At 65.7% G+C, this 26,859-nt stretch carries 21 protein-coding genes; 5 read left to right on the top strand and 16 right to left on the bottom strand.

The genetic code is table 11. From position 1 onward, the window contains the following. Nucleotides 1-51 precede the first annotated feature (51 nt). The gene (locus ACGRVM_RS13310) at nt 52-636 is read left to right on the top strand and encodes a transglycosylase SLT domain-containing protein (RefSeq protein WP_377172368.1); all 585 of its coding nucleotides are present in this window, start codon (nt 52-54) and stop codon (nt 634-636) included. 37 nt (nt 637-673) lie between these two features. Here the strand turns inward: ACGRVM_RS13310 and ACGRVM_RS13305 are convergent, their stop codons facing one another. The 4 genes from ACGRVM_RS13305 to ACGRVM_RS13290 form a co-directional block, all read right to left on the bottom strand. Next, a complete protein-coding gene (locus ACGRVM_RS13305; RefSeq protein WP_377172367.1) occupies nt 674-1,288 on the bottom strand; it encodes a LolA family protein in 615 nt (204 codons plus the stop codon). Between the two features lie 102 nt (nt 1,289-1,390). Then, entirely contained in the window at nt 1,391-2,002 is a 612-nt protein-coding gene (locus ACGRVM_RS13300; RefSeq protein ID WP_377172365.1) for an exopolysaccharide biosynthesis protein, read from the bottom strand. A 57-nt stretch (nt 2,003-2,059) separates the two neighbouring features. Continuing rightward, nucleotides 2,060-5,077, bottom strand: a complete 3,018-nt coding sequence (locus tag ACGRVM_RS13295) for a DNA translocase FtsK (protein WP_377172364.1) — start codon at nt 5,075-5,077, stop codon at nt 2,060-2,062. A gap of 389 nt (nt 5,078-5,466) precedes the next feature. Further along, entirely contained in the window at nt 5,467-6,795 is a 1,329-nt protein-coding gene (locus tag ACGRVM_RS13290; RefSeq protein WP_377172363.1) for an amidase, read from the bottom strand. A 93-nt stretch (nt 6,796-6,888) separates the two neighbouring features. Here ACGRVM_RS13290 and ACGRVM_RS13285 point away from each other — a divergent pair, with 93 nt between their 5' ends. Continuing rightward, the gene (locus ACGRVM_RS13285; RefSeq protein ID WP_377172362.1) at nt 6,889-8,106 is read left to right on the top strand and encodes a UbiH/UbiF/VisC/COQ6 family ubiquinone biosynthesis hydroxylase; all 1,218 of its coding nucleotides are present in this window, start codon (nt 6,889-6,891) and stop codon (nt 8,104-8,106) included. A gap of 3 nt (nt 8,107-8,109) precedes the next feature. On the opposite strand, the gene ACGRVM_RS13280 is transcribed toward ACGRVM_RS13285, so the two are convergent. The 9 genes from ACGRVM_RS13280 to ACGRVM_RS13240 form a co-directional block, all read right to left on the bottom strand. Next, on the bottom strand, nt 8,110-8,562 hold the full coding sequence (locus ACGRVM_RS13280) for a molybdenum cofactor biosynthesis protein MoaE (protein ID WP_377172361.1): 453 nt from the start codon (nt 8,560-8,562) through the stop codon (nt 8,110-8,112). Beyond that, complete coding sequence (gene moaD, locus ACGRVM_RS13275) at nt 8,559-8,807, bottom strand: molybdopterin converting factor subunit 1 (RefSeq protein ID WP_377172464.1); 249 nt, start codon at nt 8,805-8,807, stop codon at nt 8,559-8,561. Before moaD ends, ACGRVM_RS13280 begins: the two co-directional genes overlap by 4 nt. After that, nucleotides 8,804-9,469, bottom strand: a complete 666-nt coding sequence (gene pgsA, locus ACGRVM_RS13270) for a CDP-diacylglycerol--glycerol-3-phosphate 3-phosphatidyltransferase (RefSeq protein ID WP_377172360.1) — start codon at nt 9,467-9,469, stop codon at nt 8,804-8,806. The genes moaD and pgsA overlap by 4 nt, the downstream gene beginning before the upstream one ends. Before the next feature lie 217 nt (nt 9,470-9,686). After that, nucleotides 9,687-11,591, bottom strand: coding sequence for an excinuclease ABC subunit UvrC (gene uvrC, locus ACGRVM_RS13265; protein WP_377172359.1), 1,905 nt, complete (start codon nt 11,589-11,591; stop codon nt 9,687-9,689). Nucleotides 11,592-11,903: 312 nt separating this feature from the next. After that, entirely contained in the window at nt 11,904-12,683 is a 780-nt protein-coding gene (locus ACGRVM_RS13260) for an SDR family oxidoreductase (RefSeq protein ID WP_377172358.1), read from the bottom strand. 13 nt (nt 12,684-12,696) lie between these two features. After that, complete coding sequence (locus ACGRVM_RS13255) at nt 12,697-13,650, bottom strand: calcium/sodium antiporter (protein ID WP_377172357.1); 954 nt, start codon at nt 13,648-13,650, stop codon at nt 12,697-12,699. Nucleotides 13,651-13,822: 172 nt separating this feature from the next. After that, nucleotides 13,823-14,635, bottom strand: a complete 813-nt coding sequence (locus ACGRVM_RS13250) for a S49 family peptidase (RefSeq protein WP_377172355.1) — start codon at nt 14,633-14,635, stop codon at nt 13,823-13,825. A gap of 108 nt (nt 14,636-14,743) precedes the next feature. Next, nucleotides 14,744-15,505 (bottom strand): ABC transporter permease, encoded by a 762-nt coding sequence (locus tag ACGRVM_RS13245; protein ID WP_377172354.1) that lies wholly within the window; start codon nt 15,503-15,505, stop codon nt 14,744-14,746. After that, nucleotides 15,502-16,431, bottom strand: coding sequence for an ABC transporter ATP-binding protein (locus tag ACGRVM_RS13240; RefSeq protein WP_377172353.1), 930 nt, complete (start codon nt 16,429-16,431; stop codon nt 15,502-15,504). The genes ACGRVM_RS13245 and ACGRVM_RS13240 overlap by 4 nt, the downstream gene beginning before the upstream one ends. Nucleotides 16,432-16,551: 120 nt before the next feature. On the opposite strand from ACGRVM_RS13240, the gene ACGRVM_RS13235 reads away from it, so the two are divergent. Then, on the top strand, nt 16,552-17,817 hold the full coding sequence (locus ACGRVM_RS13235) for a flavin monoamine oxidase family protein (RefSeq protein ID WP_394624059.1): 1,266 nt from the start codon (nt 16,552-16,554) through the stop codon (nt 17,815-17,817). Here ACGRVM_RS13235 and ACGRVM_RS13230 read toward each other — a convergent pair. After that, nucleotides 17,810-18,313, bottom strand: coding sequence for a CoxG family protein (locus tag ACGRVM_RS13230; protein ID WP_377172351.1), 504 nt, complete (start codon nt 18,311-18,313; stop codon nt 17,810-17,812). The genes ACGRVM_RS13235 and ACGRVM_RS13230 overlap by 8 nt on opposite strands. Nucleotides 18,314-18,621: 308 nt before the next feature. On the opposite strand from ACGRVM_RS13230, the gene ACGRVM_RS13225 reads away from it, so the two are divergent. Continuing rightward, nucleotides 18,622-19,800 (top strand): rhamnan synthesis F family protein, encoded by a 1,179-nt coding sequence (locus ACGRVM_RS13225; protein ID WP_377172350.1) that lies wholly within the window; start codon nt 18,622-18,624, stop codon nt 19,798-19,800. Beyond that, nucleotides 19,797-20,561, top strand: coding sequence for an FkbM family methyltransferase (locus ACGRVM_RS13220; RefSeq protein WP_377172349.1), 765 nt, complete (start codon nt 19,797-19,799; stop codon nt 20,559-20,561). Before ACGRVM_RS13225 ends, ACGRVM_RS13220 begins: the two co-directional genes overlap by 4 nt. 59 nt (nt 20,562-20,620) lie before the next feature. Here ACGRVM_RS13220 and ACGRVM_RS13215 read toward each other — a convergent pair whose 3' ends face one another. Beyond that, entirely contained in the window at nt 20,621-24,838 is a 4,218-nt protein-coding gene (locus tag ACGRVM_RS13215) for a translocation/assembly module TamB domain-containing protein (RefSeq protein WP_377172348.1), read from the bottom strand. After that, nucleotides 24,835-26,670 carry an autotransporter assembly complex protein TamA gene (locus tag ACGRVM_RS13210; RefSeq protein ID WP_377172347.1) on the bottom strand — a complete coding sequence of 612 codons (1,836 nt, stop codon included), beginning with the start codon at nt 26,668-26,670 and terminating at the stop codon, nt 24,835-24,837. Before ACGRVM_RS13210 ends, ACGRVM_RS13215 begins: the two co-directional genes overlap by 4 nt. Nucleotides 26,671-26,859 lie beyond the last annotated feature (189 nt).

Here is a 26,859-nt window from a genome sequence, read left to right as displayed (position 1 = left end):
ATAAACGCAAGGCAGCGCAGACTGCCGCAAAACACGAGAGCAGAGGCAGCAATGAGCAGACAGCTTCGCGCGCTCCTTCTACTGTTGCTGGTCGCGGCCTGCGGACGCGGCGGCGGCTACGGGGAATCTCCCCGCCAGTTGGAGGATGCCTGCGCAATCTTGCGGGAACGCCCCGAATACAGACGCGCCTTCCGCGCGGCCGAGCGCCGCTGGGGCGTGCCGACGCATGTCCAGATGGCCACGATCTATCAGGAGAGCAAGTTCGTCTCGGACGCGCGCACGCCGTACCGTTACACGCTGGGCGTCATTCCGATGGGGCGGCAAAGCTCGGCCTTCGGCTACAGTCAGGCGCTCGACGGGACCTGGGACGAATACCTCGCCGAGGCGGGATCGCGCCGCGCGCGGCGCGACAACATCCATGACGCGACGGATTTCATGGGCTGGTACATGTCGAAAACGCGCGAGTCGCTGAACATTCCCATGCACGACGCGCGGAACCAGTATCTTGCCTATCACGAGGGCCGCACCGGCTTTGCGCGGGGCAGCTACAACCAGAAAGCGTGGCTCGTCCGCGTCGCCGGCACCGTCGAGGAGCGCGCGGCGCGCTATCAGGCGCAATTGCGGCGCTGCAACTGAGCGTTCGCGGGCGGCACCTGCCGCCCGCGCGCCGTGCCTAGCGCTCGACCCGGCCTTCGCCGGTTCCGATCCCCGGTATGACGAATGTCTCGTTCGGAATGCTGACGCCGGTCGTCAGATCGCCCAGCACCACAGTCGTGCGGCTGCCGCCCGAATCGTTGATGACCCATTGGCGCAGCTCGGTCGGGTTGGCCGTGAAGACAAGCTCGATGCTGCCGTAATCGGGGTTCTCGGGATCCTGCGCGCGGACCGTCGTGGTCGTGCCGTCGCTCGAATGGCCCGTGACCATGCGCGCGCGGGTCAGATCGACATTGCGCGCGAGGATGATCGACAGGGGCGTGCGATTGAGCGGATAGCCCTGCGGCCCCTCGTTCGACTTGCCGTCGATGATGCCCACCGTATCGCCGTCGGCCACCACCAGCATCTCCTCGGGGGGCTTGTACTCGAAGCGCACGCGGCCCGGACGCTTGATGAGGATGCGGCCTTCGCTGATCGTGCCGTCATCGTTGATCTGCGTGAAGGCGCCGCTCGCCGTCTGAAAGCTGTTGAGATAGCGCGACACTTCGGCCAGCGACAGCTTCTCGGCGGCGGCGGGAAGGCTGGCGGCCAGAAGGAGTGTCACGGCGGCTGCGGCGGTCTTGATAGGATGCATGGGTTTGGCCCTGTCTTGTCGGTCTCGATGCGAGCAATGTCGCAGGTTTGCGGATGATATGCGATAACATGCGCCGGGGGGCGGCGGTTTCATGCGGCGGTCTCAGGCGCCCGCCCCGCTTCCGGCGAGGAACCAATAGGCCCCGAAGGCGGCGAGCGCCGCCGCGATGAGGCCCACGAGGATCAAGAGCCCGTCGCGCACCGTCATGGCGAGCCCGAGAAAGGCGATGGCGAGCATCGGCGCCGAGCTTGCCCAGGGCACCAATTCGAGGGGCGGCACCATCAGGCACAAGAGCAGGATGAGCGTTCCCGCGATCCGCGAGCCGACACGGCCCGCCAGAATGTCGAGCCGCTGGCCGAAATGCCGGTCGAGCCATGCGCCGGTGCCGCGCAGGGATCGCACCGCGCTCTCGACGCGGTCGGCGCGCAGCGACATGCGGTCGATGAAACCGGGCAGCCAGACATCGCTGCGTCCGGCGACGAGCTGCGCGGCGAAGATCGCGCAGATGAGCGCGATGAAGGTGGGCACGCCCGGCACGGCGCCGATGGGCGTGATCTCGAAAAGGGGCGGGATGAAGAGAAGCGGGCCGAAGCCGCGCCCGCCGATCGCCGTCGTCACCTCGCCGACCGAGACGGTCTCCTGCCCGTCCCGCCGCGCGAGATCGCGGATGGAGTCGAGCATGTCCTCGACTTCCGTGGTTCTCTGGCGTGCCATGCGTTTCTCCGACTGCCCGCTGGCTTAACGGCGCGGCGCGCAGCCGGTTCCGGGGCGCTATTGCTCGGGGACGAGGATCTCGCGCTTGCCCACGTGGTTCGCCGCCGAGACGACGCCCTGTTCCTCCATCTGCTCGACGAGGCGCGCGGCCTTGTTGTAGCCGATGGCCAGCTTGCGCTGGATATAGGAGGTCGAGCATTTCCGGTCCGTGATCGCGATCTGCACGGCCTGATCGTAGAGCGCATCCTCGCCATCGGTGTTGCCGCCCGTCGAGAGGCCCAGAACGGCGTCGATATTGCTCGCCTTGTCCTCATCCGGGCCTTCCAGAACGCTGCCCACATAGACGGGCGGGCCTTGGCTCTTGAGGTGGTTGACGACGTCCTCGACCTCTTCGTCCGAAACGAAGGGGCCGTGGCACCGGGTGATCTTGGCGCCGCCGGCCATATAGAGCATGTCGCCCATGCCCAGAAGCTGCTCGGCGCCCATTTCGCCCAGGATGGTGCGGCTGTCGATCTTGGACGTCACCTGGAAGCTGATGCGCGTCGGGAAGTTGGCCTTGATCGTGCCGGTGATGACATCGACCGAGGGGCGCTGCGTCGCCATGATGATATGGATGCCGCTCGCCCGCGCCATCTGCGCGAGGCGCTGGATGCAGGCCTCGATCTCCTTGCCGGCGACCATCATGAGGTCCGCCATCTCGTCGACGATGACGACGATATAGGGCATCTTCTCGGGCGCGAATTTCTCGGTCTCGAAGACGGGCTCGCCGGTTTCGTCGTCAAAGCCCGTCTGCACGGTGCGGCTGAACATCTCGCCCTTGGCGAGCGCATCGGCCACGCGGCTGTTGTAACCGTCGATATTGCGCACGCCCATCTTGGACATCTTGCGATAGCGCTCCTCCATCTCCGCCACGGTCCATTTCAGCGCGACGACCGCCTTTTTGGGGTCCGTCACGACGGGGCTGAGAAGGTGCGGAATGCCGTCATAGACGCTGAGTTCCAGCATCTTGGGGTCGATCATGATCATCCGGCAATCGTCCGGCGTCAGCTTGTAGAGAAGCGACAGGATCATGGTGTTGATGGCGACGGATTTCCCCGAGCCGGTGGTGCCCGCGATCAGAAGGTGGGGCATCTTGGCGAGGTTCGCGATCATCGCGTCGCCGCCGATATCCTTGCCCAGCGCCAGCGGCAGCTTGTGATTGCCGTCGCCGAAATCGCGGTTCGACAGGATCTCGCGCAAGGACACCATCTCGCGGTTGTCGTTGGGCAGCTCGATCCCGATCACGGTGCGGCCCGGCACGGTGCTGACCCGCGCCGAAAGGGCCGACATCGAGCGTGCGATATCGTCCGAAAGGCCGATGACGCGGCTGGCCTTGAGGCCGGGCGCCGGCTCGAGCTCGTACATCGTCACGACAGGGCCGGGACGCACGCTGACGATCTCGCCCTTGACGCCGTAATCGTCGAGCACGACCTCGAGCATGCGGGCGTTCTCCTCGAGCGCCTCGTCGCTCAGGTGGTAGCGAGTGATGTTGTCGGGACTCGACAGAAGGCTGAGCGGCGGCAATTCGTACTGGACCTGCGCGGCCTCCTCGAATTGCAGCGCGGGCTGCGCCTCGGCGGCGGCGCGGGCGGACGGAGCGGGCGCCTTGCGCTGAAGGTGCTGGACGACCTTCTTGGGTTCGGGCGCCTGCACGCGCGGCGCCTGCTGGGGCGCGGCGGGGGCGCTGTCGTCGAGGATCACCGCCTCGTCGAGATCGTCCATGTCGTAATCCGCATAGGTATCCGGCTGCGCGTCATAGGCGATCGGCTCGGGCGCGGGCGGGATCGCGGCGCTGAGGCGCGGCTCGGGCGGCAGGGTCTGCGCGGCGGCGGAGGTCAGCGGCGGCTCGGGCGGCAGGCCGCCCCGCCGCGTGGTGTCGAGCAAGAGCGGCATCGGCCCGCGCCGTCCGCCCCGCGCGATGGCGGCCGCGGCCGCCTGCTGAACGGGGGCCTGCGGCGCGGCGCGCACGCGCGATTTGATGATGTCGGCGATCTTCGCCTTGATGCGGTCCTCGCCCGGCATCGGCTGATCGCCCGCGACGGATTGCGGCTCGACCAGTTCGGGCGTCGGCATCGGCTCGGGCTTCCGGGCGAGCGGGTTGATCCGGCCCAGAAGGCCACCCGCGGGTTTTGCGGACGCGCGCTGCGGCGCGTGGAGCGGCGCCGTGTGATACTGGCTGTCCATGTCCTCGGCGTCAAAGGCCCCGTCATAGGCCGCGTCATAGGCTTCGTCGTAGACCTTGGCATGGGCGCTGCGGCGGACCTGCGGCTGCGCGCTGCGGCTGCGGTCCTGGCTTTCGCGCAGCACCGGCTCGGCGCGGCGGGCGGCGGCCGCCGATTGCACCGAGGCGCGGGCCTGACGCGCGGCGCCGGCGGCGCCCGTGGCGCCCCGCGACAGAAGCGCGACCACGAGCGAATAGGCCATCACGAGCCCGAGCGCCGTCCAGCGCAGGCCGCGCCGGATCTCGCTGCGCTCGAAGCCGTTGACGAAGGCGCCCATGACGAGCATGCCGAGGCCAAGGAGCAGCGACAGGATCTTGAGCCCCGCCGCCGCGCCGATGGGCAGGATGCCCAGCGCCGCGCCCATGACCGTATCCCCGAAAATTCCGCCGAGGCCGAAGCTGTGGCTCGCGTACCATTCCGCGCCCGGCGTCAGCGACGCCGCGTAGAGCGACAGGAGCGCGATCCAGATGGGCGCGAAGATGACCCGCGCCATCGCCCGCTCCTGCCCCCGGTGCAGGATGAAGCGCAGCCCCCAGGCCGCCAGCACGATGGCCACGCCCCAGCCGCCGAGGCCCACCACCATGAAGAGCGTCGCGGAGATCGTGGCGCCGGTCTGGCCGATCCAGTTGCGCACCGGCGTGTCCACCGCCGAGAGCCAGCTGGGATCGTCGGGGCTGTAGGAGGCGAACATCATCATCGCCACCGCCGCGAGGCCCAGAAGGCCGAGGCCCAGCAGCTCCTTGCCGCGCTTCTCGATGGCCAGCGCCATGTTGCTGTCCAAGAGAGGATCGCGCCCGCGTGTCTGATATGCCATGTCGTCCCTCGTCCTTACGCCCTGCAGGAGCGGCCACGACCGCCCGCCTGCCCCGCCAGCGGCGCGCGGAAGCGCCCGGCCGGTCTCGTTTCATCATCGACCTGAGGGGGATGGATCCGGGTCCGAAAGCCGGATGCGCGCGCGTCCAAAGCCCGGACGGGGCGCATCACAAGACGGACCGCATGGTTCGAAAACCGCTCGGGATACATGTATACTGCCTCAGGTTCGGGATCATTGTCGCCCCGTATGCTGCAAAACTACGCGGTGCGCGCGCTTGCGTCCAGCAAAACCATCCCGCGCGCCGCGCCATTGTGGCATTTTTGGCAATCGCGCCGCATCCGGGCGCGCATCGGGGCTATTTCTTAAGATAAACACCCGATCCCAAGGCTTTACCCGAGCGCCGCCTCCGCCGCATGGGCGGTGCGCAAGAGCCGCCGCTCGCCCATCGCGGCCCCGCAGAGCATGATCCCGCAACTCGGAATTCCGGTCGGCAGGGTGATCGCGGCGAGGCCCATCAGGTTGCCGACGCGGGTGTTGCGCAGGGTCAGCAGGTTCTCGGTGACGTAATAGTCGCCGTCCTCCATGAGGCGCGCGGCATCGGGCGGCATGTTGGCCGCGCTCGGCATCAGAACGGCGTCGAAGCCCGCCACCCGCGCGGCCCATGCGGCGCGCAGCGCATCGAGCTTCTGCCAGGCGGCGACGTAATCGGGCGCGCTCACCTCGCGTCCGCCGCGAAAACGGTCACGGATCGGGCCGAACATCTTGTCCGGGTCCGCCTCGATCACGTCGCGCCATGTGCCGTAGGCTTCGGCGGCGAAGAGCGTGGCCGAAAGCGCCATCGCCTCGTCCACTTCGGGCGCCGTCAGCGGAACGAGCGTCGCGCCCGCCGCCTCGAGCCGGGCGCAGGCATCCGTATAGGCGCGCGCGGGCGTCTCGCGCAGATCGTCCATCACCGTGCTTTGCAGCATGGCAAAGCGCATGCCCCGAAGCGACGTGCCGCGCAGATCGACGGGCGGCGCGGTCTCGAGCACGCCTAGAAGCAGCGCCGCATCCTCGACGCTGCGCGCGATCGGGCCGACCGTGTCGAAGCGCGCGGCGAGCGGGACGGCGCCCTTGCAGGAGATGCGCCCCGCCGTCGTCTTGAGACCCACGAGATCGTTCCAGGCCGCCGGAACCCTGACCGAGCCGCCCGTGTCGCTGCCGATCCCGGCGGCGGCCAGCCCATGCGCCACACTCGACGCCGCACCCGAGGAGGAGCCGCCCGCGACCGCACCCGCATCGTTCACGCAAGGCGGCGTCGCCGTCATCGGATTGAGACCGAGCCCCGAGAAGGCCAGCTCGCTCATATGCGTCTTACCGAGGCAGACGAGGCCCGCGGCGGTGGCGTTGCGCAGAACGTCCGCATCATGCTCGGGAACGCGGCCTTGCAAAAGGCGGCTACCGGCCTCGGTCGGCGTGCCGGCGCTGTCGAAAAGGTCCTTCCAGCTGATCGGCACCCCGTCGAGCGGGCCGCGCCGCTGGCCCTGCCAGGCGCGCGTGCGCGCCGCGTCCGCCTCGGCGCGGGCGCGGGTGTCCGTGACGGCGGAGTAGATGCGCGGCGCGTGCTCATGCGCGGCGATGGCGTCCAGAAAGGCTTCGGTCAGCTCGACCGGGTCGATCCGGCCCGCTTCGATCCCGCGCCCGAGATCCGCCGCGCTCATCTTCTGCCAGTCCCGCATCGTCCGTCTCCACGCGAAAATCTTCCTGCCCGCGCGACCCTAGCGGCGGGTTGGCGCATGGACAATCCCGCCCGCGCGGCCATATAGGAAAGCATGAAGACCGACAGCGATATCGCCATCATCGGCGGCGGCCTGAACGGCCCGACCCTGGCCCTCGCGCTTGCGCGGCAGGGGTTCGACGTGACCGTGATCGACGCGCTTCCCGCGGCCGAGCGCGCGGACCGCGATTTCGACGGGCGCGCCTATGCGCTGGCTATGGCCTCGGTCCGGCTCTTGCGGCGGCTCGGCGTCTGGGACGGGATCGAGGACCGCACCCAGCCCATGCTCGAAATCAAGGTGAGCGACGGGCGCGCCGGCATGGGGCCGCTCTCGCCCTTCTCGCTCCATTTCGACCATGCCGAGCTCGAGGAAGGCCCGATGGGCCATATGTGCGAGGATCGCGTGCTGCGCCCCGCCCTTCTGGATGCGATGGAGGCCGAGCCGCGCATTTCGCAGATTTCCGGCGACGCCGTGACGGCGCAGGACGTGGACGGCGCGGGCGCCACGCTGACGCTCGCCTCGGGCAAGACCCTTCGCGCGCGCGTGATCGTCGGCGCGGACGGGCGCGCCTCGGGCACCGCCGAGCGCGCGGGGATCACGCGGAGCGGCTGGGGCTATGACCAGACCGCGCTCGTCTGCGCGGTCCAGCATGAGCGCCCGCATTACGGCATCGCGCATCAGTTTTTCATGCCGCCCGGACCGCTCGCGATCCTGCCCCTGCCCGGCGATGTCTCGTCCATCGTGTGGAGCGAGCGGGCCGAGACCGCCGCCGCCTTTGCCGCGATGAGCGACGAGAATTTCCTCGCCGTGCTGCGCCCGCGTTTCGGGGATTTCCTCGGCGATATCGCGCTGAAAGGGCGGCGCTACACCTATCCGCTGGGCCTGAGCCTCGCCAGCAGCCTCATCGCGCCGCGCCTTGCGCTAGTGGGCGATGCGGCGCATGGGATGCACCCGATCGCGGGACAGGGCCTCAATGCCGGGCTGCGCGACGTGGCGGCGCTGGCGCAGGTGCTGGGCGAGGCGCGACAGCGCGGCGAGGATGCTTCGGCGCCGGATGTGCTCGAGCGGTATCAGCGCTGGCGGCGCTTCGACATCGCCGCACTGGCGGCGACCACGGATTTCAGCAACCGGCTTTTCTCGAACGACAATCCGCTCCTGCGCAAGCTCCGGGGCATCGGGATGGGCGCCATTCAGGCGACGGCGCCGCTGCGCCGCGCGATGATGCGCGAGGCGGCGGGCCTCAGCGGCGATCTGCCCGACCTGATGCGCTGATCCTCAGCTCCAGCCTTTCAGCGCGTCCTCGTCCTCGTCGCGGGCGGCGACCCATTCGGCGCCTTCGCGCGTTTCTTCCTTCTTCCAGAAGGGCGCGCGGGACTTGAGATAATCCATCAGGAACATCGCCGCCTCGAACGCGTCCTTGCGGTGCTTCGACGCCGTGGCGACCATCATGATCATCTCGTCGGGCGCGAGCGGCCCGTGCCGGTGGATGATGAGGCTGCCGCCCAGATCCCAGCGCGCATGCGCCTCCTCGGCGATCGCGCTCAGCGCCTTCTCGGTCATGCCGGGATAATGCTCGATCGTCATCAGCTCGAGCGCGCCGCCCAGATCGCGCACGATGCCGGTGAAGGTCACGATGGCGCCCATTCCCGTCTGCCGCGCGGCGAAGGCGGAAGCCTCGGCGCCCAGATCGAAGGGCGCCTCCTGAACGTGGATTTCCACGGCGCTCATCCGCCGGTCATCGGCGGAAAGAACGCCACCTCGCGCGCGCCGGAGAGGGGCGTCTGCCAATCGGCCAGTTCCTGATCGACGGCGACGCGCAGCGCCGCGAGATCGCTGAACGCCATGTCGTAGCGCGCCTCGCGGGCGCGCAGCTCGTCCACCAGGTCCTGGACCGTCTCGGCATCCGTCCGCAGCGTCTCGCGCGGCAGGCCGATGCGTTCGCGCACCCAAGCGAAATAGAGAATATCCATCAGCGATCATCCCTCAGATACGGCAGCGCCTTGAACAGGTAATCCGCGCCCGTCACCAGCGTCAGCGCCGCCGCGAGCCATAAAAGGACGACACCGCTCCACCAGGTGATCATAGAGGCATAGAAGTTCCAGACCAGTCCGACATGATCCTCGACGGTGCCGTCCAGGATGGCGTCCACCGTGGCAGCGTCCATGCCCGTCGTGCGGTCGAGAATGTTGTGCTCGAAAACGCCGGTGGCGAAGAGCACGGCTATGGCGACCATCTGGAGCGTCGTCTTCCACTTGGCGAGGTTGGTCACCTTGAGCGTGCCCGCCGTATCGCCCAGAAACTCGCGCAGGCCCGACACGAAAACCTCGCGGAACATGATGACCGTCGCGGGCAACAGGAACCACGGGTTCATGCCCGAAAAGCCCGTGATGACCATCAGCGCGATCACCACCATCGCCTTGTCGGCGATGGGATCGAGCATCGCACCCATCTTGGTCTCCTGCCGCCACGAGCGGGCGAGATAGCCGTCGAACCAGTCGGTGATGGCCGCGACGACGAAGAGCACGAGCGCGAACCAATCGGCATAGGGGCGCGTGAAATAGAGGAACATGACCGCCACACCGGGCGCGGCCAGCAGGCGCAAGAGCGTGAGAATATTGGGCACGGTCCATGTCATGCCGCTTGTCTACTCCGTTTTACCGGGCGCGGAAAGGGCGCCCGAAAGCCCCGCGTCCCTTCGCTTTCACGGGCGATTTCGCTGACCTATTCGATCGCCTGAGAGGAGCCGGCGGGCATGGCACGACTTAGGCGCTTTTCTCCTCCGGACCATCCGGATGTCGCGGCAACGGGCAAAACGCCATCGCCCCCCATCGCCCTCGCCCGCCGGGCCGCGCTCAGCCTTTTTCGTGGAAAAAATCATAGACCTTCTGCGCGAGCGCCTCGCTCACCCCGTCCACGGCCTTGAGATCGGCGAGATTGGCGCGGCTCACGGCCTTGGCGCTGCCGAAATGCGCCAGAAGGGCGCGCTTGCGTGCAGCGCCAACGCCCGGCACATCGTCGAGCGGCGTCGCGCTGACGGCCTTCGCGCGTTTCGCGCGGTGCGTGCCGATGGCGAAGCGGTGCGCCTCGTCGCGCAGGCGCTGGATGAAATAGAGCACGGGATCGTTGCGCGGCAGGGCGATGGGCCGCTGGCCGGTGCGGTGGAACTCCTCCTTTCCGAGATCGCGGTCGATCCCCTTGGCGACGCCGACCATCGGAATGTCGCCCACGCCCATCGCCTCCATGATGCCGCGCACGGCGCTGACCTGCCCGGCGCCGCCGTCGATCAGCAGAAGGCCCGGCCACGTCCCCTTGGCCCGGTCGGGATCTTCCTTCAGCAGGCGTTTGAAGCGGCGGGTCAGCACCTCTTTCATCATCCCGAAATCGTCGCCGGGGGTCAGGTCCTCGCCGCGGATGTTGAACTTGCGATACTGGTTCTTCATCATCCCTTCGGGTCCGGCGACGATCATCGCGCCCACGGCATGCGCGCCCTGGATATGGCTGTTGTCATAGACCTCGATCCGCTGCGGCGGCGCCTCGAGCCCGAAGGCCTCGGCGACGCCCCTGAGCAGTTTGGCCTGTGTCGCGCTTTCGGCCATTTTCCGAGCGAGGCTCTCGCGGGCGTTGCGCAGCGCGCTTTCCACCAGCTCGGCCTTTTCGCCGCGCTGGGGAACCATCAGCGTCACCTTGCGGCCCAGCTTGCCGCTGAGCGCCTCGGCCATGAGATCGGGGCTTTCGATCTCGTTCGAGAGGATGAGCTGACGCGGCGGCTCCTTCGTGTCGTAGAACTGGCCGATGAAGGCCTCGAGCACCTCGGGCGCCTCCACATCGGCCCCGACGCGCGGATAGAAATCACGGTTGCCCCAATTCTGCCCGGCGCGGATGAAAAAGACCTGCACGCAGGCCTGCCCGTTTTCCATGTGGAGCGCGATGATGTCGGCCTCGTCGACGCTGCGCGGATTGATGCCCTGCGCGGTCTGCACCTGCGTCATCGCCTTGATGCGGTCCCGCAGCGCCGCGGCGCGCTCGAATTCCATCGCCTCGCTCGCCTCGGCCATCTGCGCGGCCAGCTTCTCCTGGATTTCGGTGGACTTGCCGCTCAGATAGCGCTCGGCATCGTTGACCTGGCTCGCGTAATCGGCCTTGGAGATGTAGCCGACGCAAGGCGCGGTGCAGCGCTTGATCTGATATTGCAGGCACGGGCGGGTGCGCGTCTCGAAGACGGAATCCGTGCAGTTGCGGAGCTGAAACACGCGCTGAAGCTGCGCGAGCGTGCGATTGACCGCCCCTGCACTGGCGAAGGGGCCGTAATAGGCGCCCTTCTCGCGCTTGGCGCCCCGATGCTTCTTGATCATCGGATAGTCATGCGCCTTCGTCACGAGGATGTTCGGAAAGCTTTTGTCGTCGCGCAGCAGCACGTTGTATTTCGGCTTGAGCTGCTTGATGAGGTTCTGCTCGAGCAAAAGCGCCTCGGTTTCTGTCGCGGTCGTCAGGAACATCATCGAGGCGGTCGCGTCGATCATGCGCATGATGCGGCCCGTATGCCCGGTGGGGCGCGCATAGCTCGACACGCGCGCCTTGAGATTGCGCGCCTTGCCGACATAGAGAACGCGCGCCTGCGCATCCAGCATCCGGTAGACGCCGGGCGACGCGTCGAGCGTGCGCAAGTAGGACTGGATCACCTTGCGCCCGGTCTGCACGGGCGCCGTCCGCGCCTCGGGCGGCGTATTGTCGGAGGTCTCGGGGGGCGTGTCGGTCATGGGGCTATAGATATGATTCTGGGCCCCGGCTGCAATCTTGGAAGCGCCGGCGCAAGGCTTTTGATGTCCACGAATTCTGTGGATAACTCTGCGGACAAGTTTCGGCCATCCGGAATTTTCCGTTGAGTCTGACAGGCTTCCCAGAATTGCCTGTTTTTTAGGCAATTAATCAAAGTGTTGATTTTGCGCTATATTTTTTAGCGCTCTGGGCAAAATACTGAAAACGCTACGCTTTTTGTAACCATTTCTTAACACAGGTTGACGCGGTGCAAAACTTTGGCCGCGCACGCCCCGGACAGTGCCGAAACGGCCCTATTCGACGCCCAGCACATCGGGCGTCTGCCAGCAGAGGTGCTGCCCCCCGTCGATGCACAGAAGCTGGCCCGTGACCGAGGGCGCCGCGAGGAAATAGGCCAGCGCGCCGGTGATGTCGGAGGTGTTCGCGCCGCGCTCGAGCACGGTGGCGGCGCGCTGCGCGGCGAAATGCTCCTCGCTCTGGCGCGCCGCCCGCAACGTGGGGCCCGGCCCGATGCCATTGACGCGCACACGCGGCGCGAGCGCCTGCGCGGCGGTCCGTGTGAAGGCCCAAAGGCCCATCTTGGCCAGGGTGTAGGTCATGAATTCGGGCGTCAGCTTGCGCACGCGCTGGTCGATCATGTTGACGACGAGGCCTTGCGCCAAGGGCTCGTCATTCTCGTCCATGACAGGGTCCGGCACCTGCGCGGCGAGGGCCTGCGTCAGAACGAAGGGCGCGCGCAGGTTGCTTTCGAAATGGCGGTCCCAACTGGTGCGCGTGGCGCTGGCGACGGTGTCATGCTCGAAGATCGATGCCGAGTTGATCAGCAAAGTGAGCGGGCCGCCCAGAGCCTCGGCGGCGAGGCCGACAAGGGGCGTCACCTCGGCCTCGTTCAGAAGATCGGCCTTCAGCGTGACCGCGTCGCGGCCGAGCGCACGGATTTCGTCGGCCACTCTGTCCGCTTCCTCGGCGGAGCTGTGGTAATGCACCGCGACGTCATGGCCCTGCCGCGCCAGCTCGATCGCCATCGCCCGGCCCAGCCGCTTGCCCGCCCCGGTCACCAATGCTCGGCCCATGCCCGTCTCCTTCTCAGCTCAGCACAAAGGTGACATAGGCCAGATAGGCCCCGGTCAAGAGCACGCCCCAGACCCGGCCGATATCGATCTTGAAAAAGACGAAGGGGATGAGGATCAGCGACGCGGCCAGCATCACCCAAAGATCGAAGGTGAGGAATTCGGGGTCCACCGGAATGGGTCCGACAAGGGCGGTGATGCCGATGATGGCCAGAAGGTTGAACATGTTCGAGCCGATGACGTTGCCCAGCGCCACATCGGCCTGACGGCGCAGCGCGGCCATGACCGTCGTCGCGAGTTCCGGCAGCGACGTGCCCAGCGCGACCAGCGTGAGGCCGATCACGGCATCGGTCACGCCGTATTGCCGCGCGATGATCGACGCGTTGTCCACCAGAAGATCCGCGCCCAGCGGCAGGCCGACGAGGCCGAGGACCAGAAAGACGATGATGCGCCACCACGGCATGTCGGGGTCCGCGCCCTCGACCTCCTCCTCGACCGGCCCGGCGGCGGCCACCGCGCGGCGGTGCCGCTTGGCGTCACGGGCGGCGTCGAAGAGCATGTAGGCCAAGGCCGCAAGCAGGAGGAGACCGGACCAGAAGGTGAAGGTGCCGAGGAAGGCGAGGCCGATGAAGAGAACGCTGGCGATCAGCATGAAGACATAGGTCTTGCGCGTCTCGCAGCCGCTGGTGTGCAGCACCGAGATGATGGCGGGAAGGCCCAGAACCAGCAGCACATTGGCCGTGTTCGATCCGATCACATTGCCGAGCGCCAGCCCCGGCTTGTCCATCAGTACCGCGTTCACCGAGATCAGAAGCTCGGGCGCCGAGGTGCCGAAGGCGACGATCGTCAGGCTGACGATCAGCGCGGGAATACCGACCCTGAGGCTCAGATTGACCGCGCCCTTGACCAGCGCGTCGCCCGCCAGAAGCAGGATGACGAGGCCGAGGCCCGCAAGCGCCCATACCATCATTTACCGATCCCTTTCCGGCAGGAGCATGGCCCCTTGCCGATCCTGTATCTGCCGCAAGATTTGCATTTGGCCGCCGCGAGGCGCTTCTGGCCCGGAAAGCGCATCTTGCCGAAGATGGCCAGAACGACCATGCCGACGAGGAAGAGAGAGACGATCTTGACGATCACGGGGACTAAAGCCCGAACCGCGCGAAAAGCGCGCGCTCCTCGACCGCGGCGAGCGCGTCCTCGGCCATCGTGGCGCCGAACCGCGCGAAGAAGCCCTTTTTCGGGCCGTAGCGCATCAACTTGAGATCCTTGCCGTAAAGCGCCTCGAGCTTGGGCACGGCATGCGCCTCGCCATCGACCAGCCCCAGCTTGACCGCGCGGCGGCCCAGCCAGAACTCGCCGCTGAAGATGTCCGGATCGTCCGAGAGCTTGTCCCCGCGCCGCTCCTTGACATAGGCGATGAAGCCGCTGTGCAGATCCTCGAGAATATCCTTCAGCCGCGCGACGTCCTCGTCCTTCTGCGGCAGGAAGGGGTCGAGCGTCGATTTCGACTTGCCCGAGGTGTGCACCCGCCGCTCGATCCCCTGCCGGGCGAGGAAGACAGGCGCGCCGAAGCCCGCCGAGATCACGCCGATGGAGCCGACGATGGAACCGAAATCGACCCAGATGTCATCGGCGGCGGCGGCGAGCCAATAGCCGCCCGATGCGGCCACATCCTCGACGAAGGCATGGACGGGCACGCCCTTCTCCTCCGAAAGGCGCCGGATGCGCGCGGCGATGAGCGAGGATTGCACCGGCGAGCCGCCGGGCGAGTTGATGAGCAGCGCCACCGCCTTCGGCTTGCCGCGCTTGAACGCCTTCTCGAGGATCGGGGCCAGCGTTTCGTCGTTCAGCGAGGCGCGGCCCGTGCCGATCGTGCCCTTGAGACGGACCACGGCCACGCGGGCGCGGGTCTTGCCGAGCGGCAGGCGGGATTTGAGCGCGGTCCATCGTGTCATTCGGGGCATGTATAATCGCCGGGTGCCCGAGACAAGGCGGCGCGGCAAGATCGCCGCGCCCCGGGGCAGAGTTATCACGAAAAAGCCGGCGCGGATGCGGGCGCGGGCTCAGGACTTGATGCGATAGCCCGTCTTGAAGATCCACCAAACGACGCCCATGCAGATGCCGGTGAAGCCCGCGATGGCCAGAAGCGACCAGCCCACGCCCACATCGGCCACGCCGAAGAAGGACCACCGGAAGCCCGAGACGAGATAGACCACCGGGTTGAAGAGCGCGACCGACTGCCAGCTTTCCGGCAGCATCGAGATGGAATAGAACGCGCCCCCCAGAAAGACGAGCGGCGTGATGACAAGAAGCGGGATGAGCTGGAGCTGCTGGAAGTTGTTGGCCCATATCCCGATGATGAAACCGAAGAGGCTGAAGCTGATGCAGGTCAGCACGAGAAAGCTCATCATCGCCCAAGGGTGCAGGATCTGGATCTCGACGAAGAAGCCTGCGGTCAGCAGGATTACCACCCCGATCAGCAGCGCCTTCGTGGCCGCCGCCCCGACATAGCCCAGCACGATTTCGAGAAAGTTCACCGGGGCCGAGAGAAGCTCGAAGATGGTGCCGATGAATTTCGGGAAATAGATCCCGAAGGAGGCGTTGCTGATCGCCTGCGTCATGACGCTCAGCATGATGAGGCCCGGCACGATGAAGGCGCCGTAGCTCACGCCCTCGACCTCGTCGATGCGGCTGCCGATGGCGGCGCCGAAGACGACGAAATAGAGCGAGGTCGAGATGACGGGCGACAGAAGGCTCTCCATCAGGGTGCGGAAGAAGCGTTTCATCTCGTAGACGTAGATCGCCCAGATGGCCGGCAGGTTCATGCGTCCTCCTCCTGAATGAGGCCAACGAAAATTTCCTCGAGGCTGCTCTGCTTGGTCTGGATATCGCGCAGCGCCATGCCCTCGTTCGCGATGGCCTGAAGGAGCCGCGTGATGCCCGTGCGCTCGCCCCCGGCTTCGTAGGTATAGCTGAGCGACATGCCGTCCTCGGCCAGCGCGAGATCGTATTCGTTCAGCGCGGCGGGAATGCCCTCGAGCCGCTCCATCAGATCGATGCGCAGGGTCTTCTGCCCCATGCGCGCCATCAGATCGGCGGTCGGCTCGACGAGCAGGATCTGGCCCTTGTTGATGACCGCGATGCGATCGGCGATCGCTTCGGCCTCTTCGATGTAATGCGTGGTCAGGATGATCGTGACGCCGGATCTGCGGAGCTCCTCGACGATCTGCCACATGTCGCGGCGCAGCTCCACATCCACGCCGGCCGTCGGCTCGTCCAGAAAGAGGACGCGCGGCTCGTGGCAGAGCGCCTTGGCGATCAGCACGCGGCGTTTCATCCCGCCCGAGAGCTCGCGGATACGCGCGTTCCGCTTGTCCCAGAGGCTGAGCTGGCGGAGGATCCTCTCGATCAGCTTGTCGTCGCGCCGCTTGCCGAAAAGACCGCGCGAGAAGCGCACGGTGTTGATGACCTTCTCGAACGGCTCGAGCGCGATCTCCTGCGGAACGAGGCCGATCATGGCCCGCGCCTTGCGATAGCCCGTCACGACATCATGCCCGCCCACGGTCGCGCTCCCGCTCGACGGCGTGACGATGCCGCACAGCGCCGAGATGAGCGTGGTCTTGCCCGCGCCGTTGGGGCCGAGCAGCGCGATGATCTCGCCCTGCTCGATCCGGAGCGAGACGCCGCCCAGCGCGGTGAAGCCCCCGTCATAGACCTTGCCCATGTTCTGCACGTCGACGATGGCCGTCATGCTGCCCCCTTTTTGCTGACCGGTGCGAACCTAAAGCATTCGTGCGCGGTGGCAATCGCGCATCGAGCGAGGGCGGTGTCTGCGCTGGCGCACAGGCTTGCCGGGGTCGGCACGCGCTGTATGCTGCGCCCGAGGCAGGAGGGCAAAGGCATGGACGGCAAGGGCATCATCATCGTGGGCGCAGGCGCGGCGGGCGTCGGCGCGGCGCTCGAATGCGCGGCGCGGGGCATCCCCTACACGGTGCTCGAGGCGGCGGAGCGCGTCGGCGGGCGGGCCTACACGGCGGCGGCGGGGCTGCCGCAGGCCTGGGATCACGGCTGTCACTGGCTCCATTGCGCGGATGAGAACCCGCTCGTTGCCTGGGCCGACAGGCTGGGCGCCGACTACGTGCGGCAGCGCACCTTCAACGAGGCCATCAGCGTCTGGAGCGACGGCCGCTTTCAAGATCCCGGCGCCGTTGCGGAGTGCGACGATGCGCTGAACCGCGCCTTCGAGGCGGTCGAGACCTCGGGACGCGACGTGGCGATCCCGGACGTGCTGCCGGACACGGGCCGCTGGACGCCCACGGTGCGCCTGATCCTTGCCCTCATGGCCGGAGACGATGCCGAGGACGTGTCGGCCGCGGGCTATGCCGATTATCACGACACGGATCACAACTGGCCGGTTCTGTCGGGCTACGGCGCGCTCATCACCGCGATGGCGGAGGGGCTGAACATCCGGACCGGGGTGCCCGTGCACGCCGTGCGCCAACGCGGCGACGGCGCCAGTGTCGTCACCGACGCGGGCGATCTGGAGGCGGCGGGCGTGATCGTCACCGCGTCGACCAACGTGCTGGCGCGGGGCGGCATCCGAATGGAGGGCGGCGCCGCCGCCGATCTGGCGCAGGCGCTGCACCGGGTGCCGTGCGGCGTCTATGAAAAGGTCGCCTTCGCGCTTGACCGGATCCCGGACGAGCTGGCGCAGACGCGGTTTCTGACGGTGCAGACCGGAGCCGACATGGCGACGAACTTCCAGGTGATGCACGGCGTTGAGCCCATGATGCTCTGCCACATGGCGGGCAGGACGGCGCACGGCCTCGTCATGGACGGCCCCGGCGCGATGGTGGACTACGCGCGCGCCGCGCTTCGTCAGGCGTTCGGGCCGCAGATCGAGAAGCGCATCACCGGCACCGCCACGACGAACTGGACGAACGATCCGCTCGTTCTCGGCTCCTACTCCCACGCGCGGCCCGGATCGGCGGGCTTTCGGCGCGAGATGATCGCGCGCGATACCGGGCGCGTCGCCTTCGCGGGAGAGGCGTTTTCGCCGCAATGGCAGGCGACGGCGCATGGCGCCTACGACAGCGGCCGCCGCGTCGCCGGGCGCATGGCCGAGAAGATCAGCTGATGAGCTTTTTCAGCCAGCCCTTCTTTTCCGCCTCGGGCGCGTCGTCCTCTTCTTTCGGCCCTTCGATCACCTCCTCGAGACGGGCGAAGAACTGATCGGCCATCTTCTTGGCGAACCCGTCGACGATGCGGCTGCCGAGCTGCGCGAGCTTGCCGCCCACCTTCGCCTCGACATCATAGCTGAGTGTCGTCACACCGTCCGTCTCGCTCAGCCGCACATCCGCGCTGCCCTTGGCAAAGCCCGCCGCGCCGCCCTTGCCCTCGCCGGTGAGCGTGAGGCTCTCGAGCGCGACCATGTTGCTGACGGTGACGGCCCCCCGGAACGTCGCCTTGACCGGGCCGACCTTCTGCGTGACGACCGCCTCGAAACCCTCCTCGGGGCTGCCCGTCACTTCGCTCGCGCCGGGCACGCATTCCTTCAGCACCTCGGGATTGAGCAGGGCCGCCCAGACAGTGGCCTTGTCCGCCTCGATTTCCCGCTTGTCGCTCATCTGCATGGACAACTCCTCGTGCATCGACGCTTTCGGCAGAGAGCAAAAGACGCTCTTCGCCCCCTTCAGCTGAATTAGTGTGCAGGCAAAATGGTCATCATACAATACGAACTAGAGCCTCGTATGAGCCTCTGGGGGCCTGCGACCTGAGTGGAACCATCACGGACGGCGGCAAACCCACTTTGTTAAGAGTAAAGGTCACGCGCTTGACATAAGAGGTCCAAACTGGCAGTTGCCCATTCATATTTCCATAGGTCCTTTATGGCATGGCAATCCCATCTCCTAAACCAGACTGCAAAAGCGGATGAAATCGAATGAAAAATATTCCGTTATGGAAAATAAAGCGAGAATTAGCGCGAATACCAGGTCAAATCTGGAAAATTCCAGGCGCAACAGCAAGGTACTGGCTGTCGACGCCGTATTATGATAACGTCCTGTCAGCTAGAGAAGTGATAACGTCTGGCCAGCTGGATCCATCAAAAAGAGTTGTGATTGTCGTTATATTTCCTTTGAATGGTATTCAGCTTTCCCATCTGAAGGTTCTGGAATATTTTTCACAGCGCGGATTTGCTCCGCTCTTAGTGTCAAATTTACCAATCGAAAGAAGCTCACTACAGCTTGTTGAGGCGCGGTGTTGGAAAGTTATCCAACGTCCAAACTTTGGCTATGACTTTGGCGCCTACCGTTCCGGTGTCTTGTATTTGGAAAAAATTTTAGCAGATCTTGAGCAGCTTGTATTAATAAATGATTCGACTTGGTTTCCGCTCCCGGGAAGTGAAGATTGGCTGAACGCAGTTGAATCGCTCGATCTCGATTACACAAGTGCAGCAACATCATATGGCTACAAACATGTAAGAACTGAATCTTATAAAGACATGGAATGGGAATTCGACACATTTCGAAAGAACTTTCATTACTGCTCTTATGCTCTTTCAATTCGCCCTAACGTACTTAAAGACCGTAAATTTTTAAAATTCTGGAAATCCTTCAGGCTCTCGAACGACAAGCGCATAACCGTGCGCCGAGGTGAAATGGGATTGAGCAAGTGGGTGATCACATCTGGCTATTCACACGGCTCAACGTGGAATGAAATTCATTTGCAGCACGAGCTCCACAAGAAAACCCCAAGGGAACTAAAAGAAATTTTAAAAGCCTTAATTTTATCAGAAGAACACGAATATAGTTTGATTGACCGAATTACTGGGTCTTACTCGCCCTCTTATGCGTGGAAAAAAGAGGCAATTAGCGCAGTCCTTGCTTTTGTGGCATTTTATGGTGTTAGCTATGTGATGGCAGCTGATTTGGCTTCTCGAGGATTCCCTTTCCTAAAAAAATCTCCTGCACAATGGAATGTCCGATCTTCTATCTGCCTCCTCAACACAATAGAAAATCTGGATCAAGGCGACTCAGTTTGGCTGCATAAAGAAGCGGTACAATTGGCTTCCAGCATTCAGCACGAAGCCCGAACCGAATCTGAGGAGATTTCCCAGTGAATTGGCTCAAGCTCTTCAAGCGCGATAGACGCCGTACGAGCGACAACGTCAAGCGTGCGATGCCGGCGGAACCAGCCATCCACTACAGGGGAATACTTGTTCCTACCTCTGGCGGACACATTCCAGACTCAGTAATTGATCAGCTTGTCCGTGACGATTACGAAGCTCCGGAGCTACTTGGAATCGAGGGCGTCATCCAAAATGGAGATCGCATCTTGGAGTTGGGTTGCGGCCTTGGCGTGGTGTCCGCACTTGCCAGTCGCATGGCGAGTGACATTGGTGTCTTGTCGTTTGAAGCCAATCCGGAGTTGATGGAGCCTATCAATAGATTGCATGCTCTGAACGGAATTGACTGTATTGAGGTCATAAATGCGATGCTCAAGCACAATCCGACGCTAGAAATTGAAACCTTTTCCTTGCACCGGTATTTCCCGGAAGGCTCAGTAATCAAGTCAGAGTTCACGCAAAAGGAAGTAAGCGTTTCAGTAATGCCTTTCGAAGAGACCATATCTTCTTTCAAACCAACGGTCTTGATTTGCGATATCGACGGTGGAGAGTCCGAGTTACTGGTTGACTCCGACCTATCGAGCTTTCGGGCAGCAGTGATAGAAATGCATCCCAACGTTACCCCTCAGCCTGAAATTAACGCGATCTTCGATAATTTTGCGCGATGCGGTCTCAAGCATGTGCGCGACCTTTCCACAGCGAATGTCGAAGTATTCTTAGCGGACAACCTTAAAACTGCTCGCCCTTCGTCATAGTCGATAATTGAAGCTTCAAAGCGCCAGCGTGGTGAGTTTGCCTGCGTCCATGCCGCGTGTCAGTAATCCTTCTCGAAGAAGATGCCGAGGCCGCTGTTGCCGTCCGCGCCGAAGCTACCCTTGGCCTTGAGGCGCCGGTTGATGCGCAGGTTGAGATTGATCTGGGTCTGCCCCTCGCTGTCGACCTCCACCTCGGAATAGACGTTCTCCGAGAGGTACTTGCCCGCGCGCACCTCGGTCTGGTCGTCGGCGCCTGTGGTCACGTCGAGATTGTCGAGCCCCGTCGCCTCGCGCAGACTGCCCACGACGCCGCCCCCGCCCTGCCCGGCGAGCGTGCGCACCGCCGAGGCGAGTTGCAGCGCCTGAAAGGCCGAGATCTGGCTGAGATCGCGCCCGAAGATGAGCTGCGAGACCACCTGGTCCTGCGGCAATTCGGGTTGGGACGAGAAGGTGATTTCCGGCTCGTCCGCCGGACCTTCGATGGTGATCGAAATCTGGATGTCGCCGCTCTCGGTCTGGGCGACTAGCAGAAGGAAAGGCGTGAAGCTACCTTGCAGGCGCAGATTGCCTTGCGTCAGATCGAGCCGCTTGCCCAGAAGATCGAGCCGTCCGCGCACGAGGTTGAACTGGCCCTCGGGGATCACGTTCTTGGTGGTGCCCCCAAGGCGCAGGCGCCCGCCCAGCTCGGCATCGAGGCCGCGGCCCCGGATGAAGATCTGCGACGGTGCGTTGATGTTGAGATCGAGCGTGTAGCCCGGCCCGCCCCCGCCGGAGCCCTCAGCGCCATTTCCGTTATCGAGCAGATCGGCGAAGGCGCGGGTCCGGCGCACCGCCGCCGGCTCGTTGACATGCTCGAGGCCCGGCAGGCTCGCGCCCGAGGAGATCGCCCCGCTCGGGATGCGCACATCGACCTGACCGAGGTTGACGATTCCGCTGATCGTCGCGCCGCCGGCGGCCGGGCCGTTGAAATTGATCCGGCCATTGGCGGTGGTGGTGTAGAGCCCGGGATCGGTGATGCCGAGATTTTGCAGATCGATCCCGATATCGGCCTGATAGGGCGCGGCAAGGCCGACGCGGCCACCGACGACGAGCCGCCCGCCGGTATTGAGGCCCGCCGTCGCGTCGATCTGCGCGGCGCTGCCGGTGAGGCGGATATTCGTGTTGATCCCTTCGAGCGCCAGCTTGGCGTTCGGCAACGCGGCGCCCGCGCCGCTGGTGGTGATCGTGCCCGTGACGGAGGAGAGCGCGGGCGGGCCGTTCACCGCGAGATCGAACTGCGCGACACCCGAGAGGCTGCGCGGGCTGATGAAGGAATTGGCGAGCGCCAGCGGCGCCCGGCCGCGCAGGGACAGGTTCAGCGAGCCGCCGCTCGCGATGCGGCCCGAGACATCCGCCGTCAGCCCCGCGGGGCCGGTGCCGTCCAGATCGACGACATAGCCGCCGCCGTCGCCGCGCACCGTGCCGCTCACGGTCGCTGGGCCGGGAATGCCCGGCGCGAAGAGCGCGACATTGGCGAGCCGCGCGTCGATCGTCGCCGCCGAGGAGCCATCGGTGCCGAGCGTGCCCGAGGCGTTCGCGGTGAGTTGCGACGTGTCGAGATCCGCGCGGTCGATGACGATGGTGCCATCGGCCCGGCGCGCGATCTCGGCCTCGAGACTCGAGGCGCCGCGCAAGAGCTGATCCACCTGGGGAATGCCGATGGCGAGGTTGTCGCCCGCGACGTCCACGACCGCCTGCGCCGCGCCGTCCGCGTTGTAGAACCCCGTCGCCTCGGCATCGAGCATGGGCGTTTCGATATCGCCGCGCTTGAGCGTGATGGTGCCATCGGCGCTGCGCAAGGCCTCTATCTGCGCGCGCGACGTGCCGCGAAGGATGCGGTCGGCCTGCGGGATGCCGACCACAAGATCGCTGCCCGTCACATCGGCGATGACCTGCGCGGCCCCATCGGCGCCCATGTAGCCGGTCACGTCCGCGTCGATCATCGGTGTCGTGAGCAGGGCCTTGCTGAGCGTGAGCGCGCCGTCCGCGCTGCGCTGCGCCGAGATTTCGGCGCTCGAGCTGCCGCGCAGGATCGGGTCGAGCTGGGCGATGTCCACCGACAGATCCTGCCCGTTCATCGAGAGTTCCGCCTGACCGCTCAGCGTTCCGGCATTGCCCTGCGCATCGACCACCACCGATGCCGCGCCCGCGAGATCGCGGCCCGCAAGCGCCGAATAGGGCGCGAAGTCGCTGGCGACGGCGCTGGCACGCAGATCGAAAATGCCGGGCTTGAGGTCCACAAGCTCGATCGTGCCATCGGCCGTCACCGTCGCCTCGCCGGGGCCAGAGGCTCCGACCTTGATCTTCCAGGAGTTGCCGTCCTGATCGGCGCGCGCGGTCAGCCGCGCGGGCCCTTGCAGCGCCGGCTCGACCAGCGACGCGTCGTCGAGCGACAAAGCCAGCTCGGCGGTGCTGCCGTCGGATTTATAGGCCGCCGAGGCCGTCAGATCGGTCGTCGGGGAAGTCACGCGCAGAGTGTCGAGGAATGTGCCCTCGCCCGTGCGGCGGGCGGCCACGTCCAGCTCCGTGCGCCCGCGCAGCAGCGGATCGAGGCGCGGCTGCCCCACGGCCAGATCCTGCGCGGTGCCGGTAATTTCAGCCTCGAGCGTGCCGTCCGAGGGGGTGTAGCCGCCATCGACGCGCAGGTTCACCGCGCCGTCGAGCGCCGTCCCTGCGAGGCCGGCGAAACGCTCGATGTCGGCGGCGTCTACAGCGACATTCGCGGTCACCCGCAGCGGCTCGGCCTCGGCGCCGAGTCCGATGAGGGCGGCCTCGCCCGTGACACTGTAATCGCTGCCGTCGACCGAAAGCTCGTTGAGGGTGAAGGGCGCGCCTTGGGTCCAGTCGAAGGTGATATCGCCCGACAGCGCATCGCCCAGCGCAGCCGCGAGGTTCGGATCCTCGAGATCGAGCCTCGTCGCAGCCATGTCGAGCGCGCCGTCCACGCGGCCCGGTGCCGTGCCCTCGCCCTTGGAGATGGTGCCGCCGCCGCTGAGCGAGGCGCTCGCCAGCGCGAGATCGGGACGCTCCAGCCCTTCGGCGGTCAGCGACAGATCCCACTCCTCGCCCTGCGCCAGATCGTAGGTCAGGCGCAGATCGAGGCTGCCGAGTTCCGTGCGCTCGCCCGCGACGGGCAGAAGCACCGGAGAGCCGTCACCCGAGGCGACGCGCCCAGTCAGATCGAAGCGCTCGGGCCAGCCATCGGCGCCCATCTGCAAGCTGCCATCGAGCGTCAGCGCGGCGGCGGTGAGCGAGAGCGTCTCGATCCCCAGCCCGCCATTCGCGGGTTTCGAGCCGTCGACGACGAGCGCCATCTCGGTGCCGAAGAACTCGCGGTATTCCGGCGCGAAGACGGGCGCGATATCGCCCCGGATATCGGCGGCGAAGCTCAGCGGCGCGTCCGTCTCGCCCTCCGCCGGGGCGGGGGCGCGCACCGTCACGGTGCCGCCGAGACGCTCTTCGCCATCGGTGGCGAGCGTGATATCCGCGGTGAAGTCGGAAAGCGGCGCATCGCCCTGAACCGTCAGGGCCAGGGAAGGCGCGCCCGGTATGCCCATCAGCTTCGACGCGATGCCGCCCGCCTCCTCGTTCACGTCGAGGTCGATGCCGAGGGTCCGCGTCTCATTGGCGTAGGACGCGGCGAGCGTGATCGCGTCATTCGCTCGGTCAAGACGCCCGATCTCGAGCTGGGCACTGCCCTCTCCGTCCGCCAGCACGACCGAGCCGAGCAGCGACAGGACCACTTCCTCGCCCAGAAGGGGCGCTCCGAGCTCGAGCCGCTCGACCGCGATCTCATCCACATTGACCGAGACCGGCAGATCGGGAAGCGAGAAGCCCGTCGCCTCGGCATCGGGCACGTCCACGGTCTCCTCCGCTTCGGGCAGGCGCGGCACGATGATTTCGGCGGCGGAGAGATTGCTCACCTCGAGGCGCCCGCGCAGAAGGGCCAGGCGGCTCCAGTTGAGCCGAACGTCGCGCAGCGTGAGCCAGATGCCCTGATCGTCGGCCACGGTCAGCAGATCGAGGGTCGCCTCGCTGCTGAGCGCGCCCTCGAAGCCTTCGATGCGCACCTCGCGGCCCGCGCCCGACAGATTGTCCTCGATGAAGCCTTGCAGAAGGCCGCGATCCTCGTCCTGCGCCACGGCGCCGCGCGGCATGAGGAGCGTCGCGGCCAGAAGGCCCACAGCCAGGCAGGCGAGAATGCGGTGCGCGCGGGAATGGGGGCTCGTCTGTCTCAAAATGCCTGTCCGATACCGATATAGATTTGAACGCCGTCGCCCGTGTCGCCCGAAACGGGCGCTGCGATGTCGAAACGGATCGGGCCGATGCCCGTCGCGTAGCGGATGCCGATGCCCGCGCCGCTGTGCCAGCGCCCGCTGTCGTCGTAGATGCTCTCCGAGCCGATATAACCCACGTCGAAGAAGGCGACCGGATCGAAATTGCCGCCGATATCGAAACGCGCCTCGGCGGAGGCGCCGACAAAGCTGCGCCCGCCGGTCAGGCCCGCGGCCTGCGGCACGCCGAGCGACTGGTAGGGATGGCCGCGCACGGTATCGCTGCCCCCGGAATAGAAGAGGAATTCCTGCGGAGTGTCGCTCAGGCTCGCGCCGAGAATGCTGCCGAATTGCAGCCGCGTCGCGAGCGTCACGATGCCGTCCTCGCCGAGTTGCCGATAGGCGCGCCCGTCAAGATGGATCCGCCCGCCGCTGTCCTTGTCGTCGAGCGCGACGAAGGGCATGATTTCGGCCTGCGCATAAAAGCCGCCCGAGGGATCGAGCGGATCGTCGCGCGTGTCGTAGGTCGCCTTGACCGGCACCAGAAGATGGAAGAATTCCTGATTGCCGTTCACATCGGTCTCGTCCGAATAGCGCAGCCCCAGCCCCGCCTCGACCGTCAATTCGTCGTTGACGATGCGGCTGAAGCCGAAGCCCAGTTCGGCGGTGTCGGCCAGATAGTTCGGCTCGTCCTCGCGCGCGATGCGGCCGATGACGAAAAGCGTGGTGTCGGCGCCGAAGGTCGCGGGCCGCTCGAAACGTGTTGCGACCTCGTAGTCGATGCCCTCGTCGCCGGGCTTGAAGCCGCCCGTCTGGCTGCCGAGGCCGCCCACCTCGAGATCGAAGCGCAGACGCTCGGCACCGCCCAGAAAATTGCGGTGCAGCCAGAAGCTCGAGAGGGTCACGCCCTCGTTGCTGCTCAGCTCGATCCCGGCGCCGAAACGGCGCGGCTTTTCATCGGCGACATTCGCCTCGATATCCATCACGTTGCCTTGGCGCAGCGTCTCGCTCTCGGTGAAGGCGACGGATTTGAAGGCGCCGGTGCGGCGCAGGCGCTTGGCCGATTTGTCGAGTTCCTCGGGCGAGAAACGCTCGCCGGTGGGCAGGCCCGCGATCTGCTGAATGCGCTCGGGGCGCACGTCGCTTTCGGTGGTCTGCACCAGGTTGCCGAAGGTGACGACGGGACCGGGCCGGAGCGTGACCTGCGCCGACAGCTTGTTGGTGCGGTGATCGGCGACGATATCCTCGCCCGCGATGTCCGCCTTGGCATAGCCCAGATCGCGCCAGCCCTCGATGCCCGCATCGGCGGCCGCCCCGACGAGGGGCGCGCGCGCAGGCTCGCCCACGGCGAACTCCTCGGGCAATTCGGTGCCGGGCGCGAGCGGCGTGACCTCGGCCTTCGAGAAGCCGAAGATGAAATCGGGGAGCACCTGCACGACGACGTTGTTCACGCCCTCGGGCTGCGCGAAAGGCGAGAGCGACCCGGCCTCGCGCCCGTCGATCGAAATGTTGATGACGCCGCTGTAATAGCCGAATTTATAGAGCACGCCCAAGAGATTGCCGTATTCGGCATTGGCGGCGGCGATGATGTCCTGAGGGTCGGTGCGGCCTTCTTCCTTGGCGGCGGCGATGAGCGACGCATCGACCAGCGCGTCGCGCAGATCCCCGTCGATGGCCGGGATCTCGAAGCGCAGGTTCTCGAGGGCGGCCGCCTTATTCCCTGCGAACGCTCCGGCGACCATGACAGCACTTGCCGCGACAGCCGGCAGATGGAGCGCACCCTTTTTCAAACCCACGTTCTGATCCTCGTATCCCTGACGCGCCGACGCGAGCCCGCCGGTCTTCTATTGAGTCTAGGTCAACAACAAGCGTCCCGCCAGCAGGTTCCCGCCGGAGCGGGGCCCTGCGGCAGAAGACTGCCGGGCTCAAGCTCGGGGATCCTGACATTCGCGTTCCGCGTCAGAGGCTTGCTGTCCGAAACCAGG

The organism is Roseovarius aquimarinus, from assembly GCF_043661195.1.
Taxonomy (GTDB): Bacteria; Pseudomonadota; Alphaproteobacteria; order Rhodobacterales; family Rhodobacteraceae; genus Roseovarius; species Roseovarius aquimarinus.
This window is presented reverse-complemented; position numbering and strand designations above follow the sequence as displayed.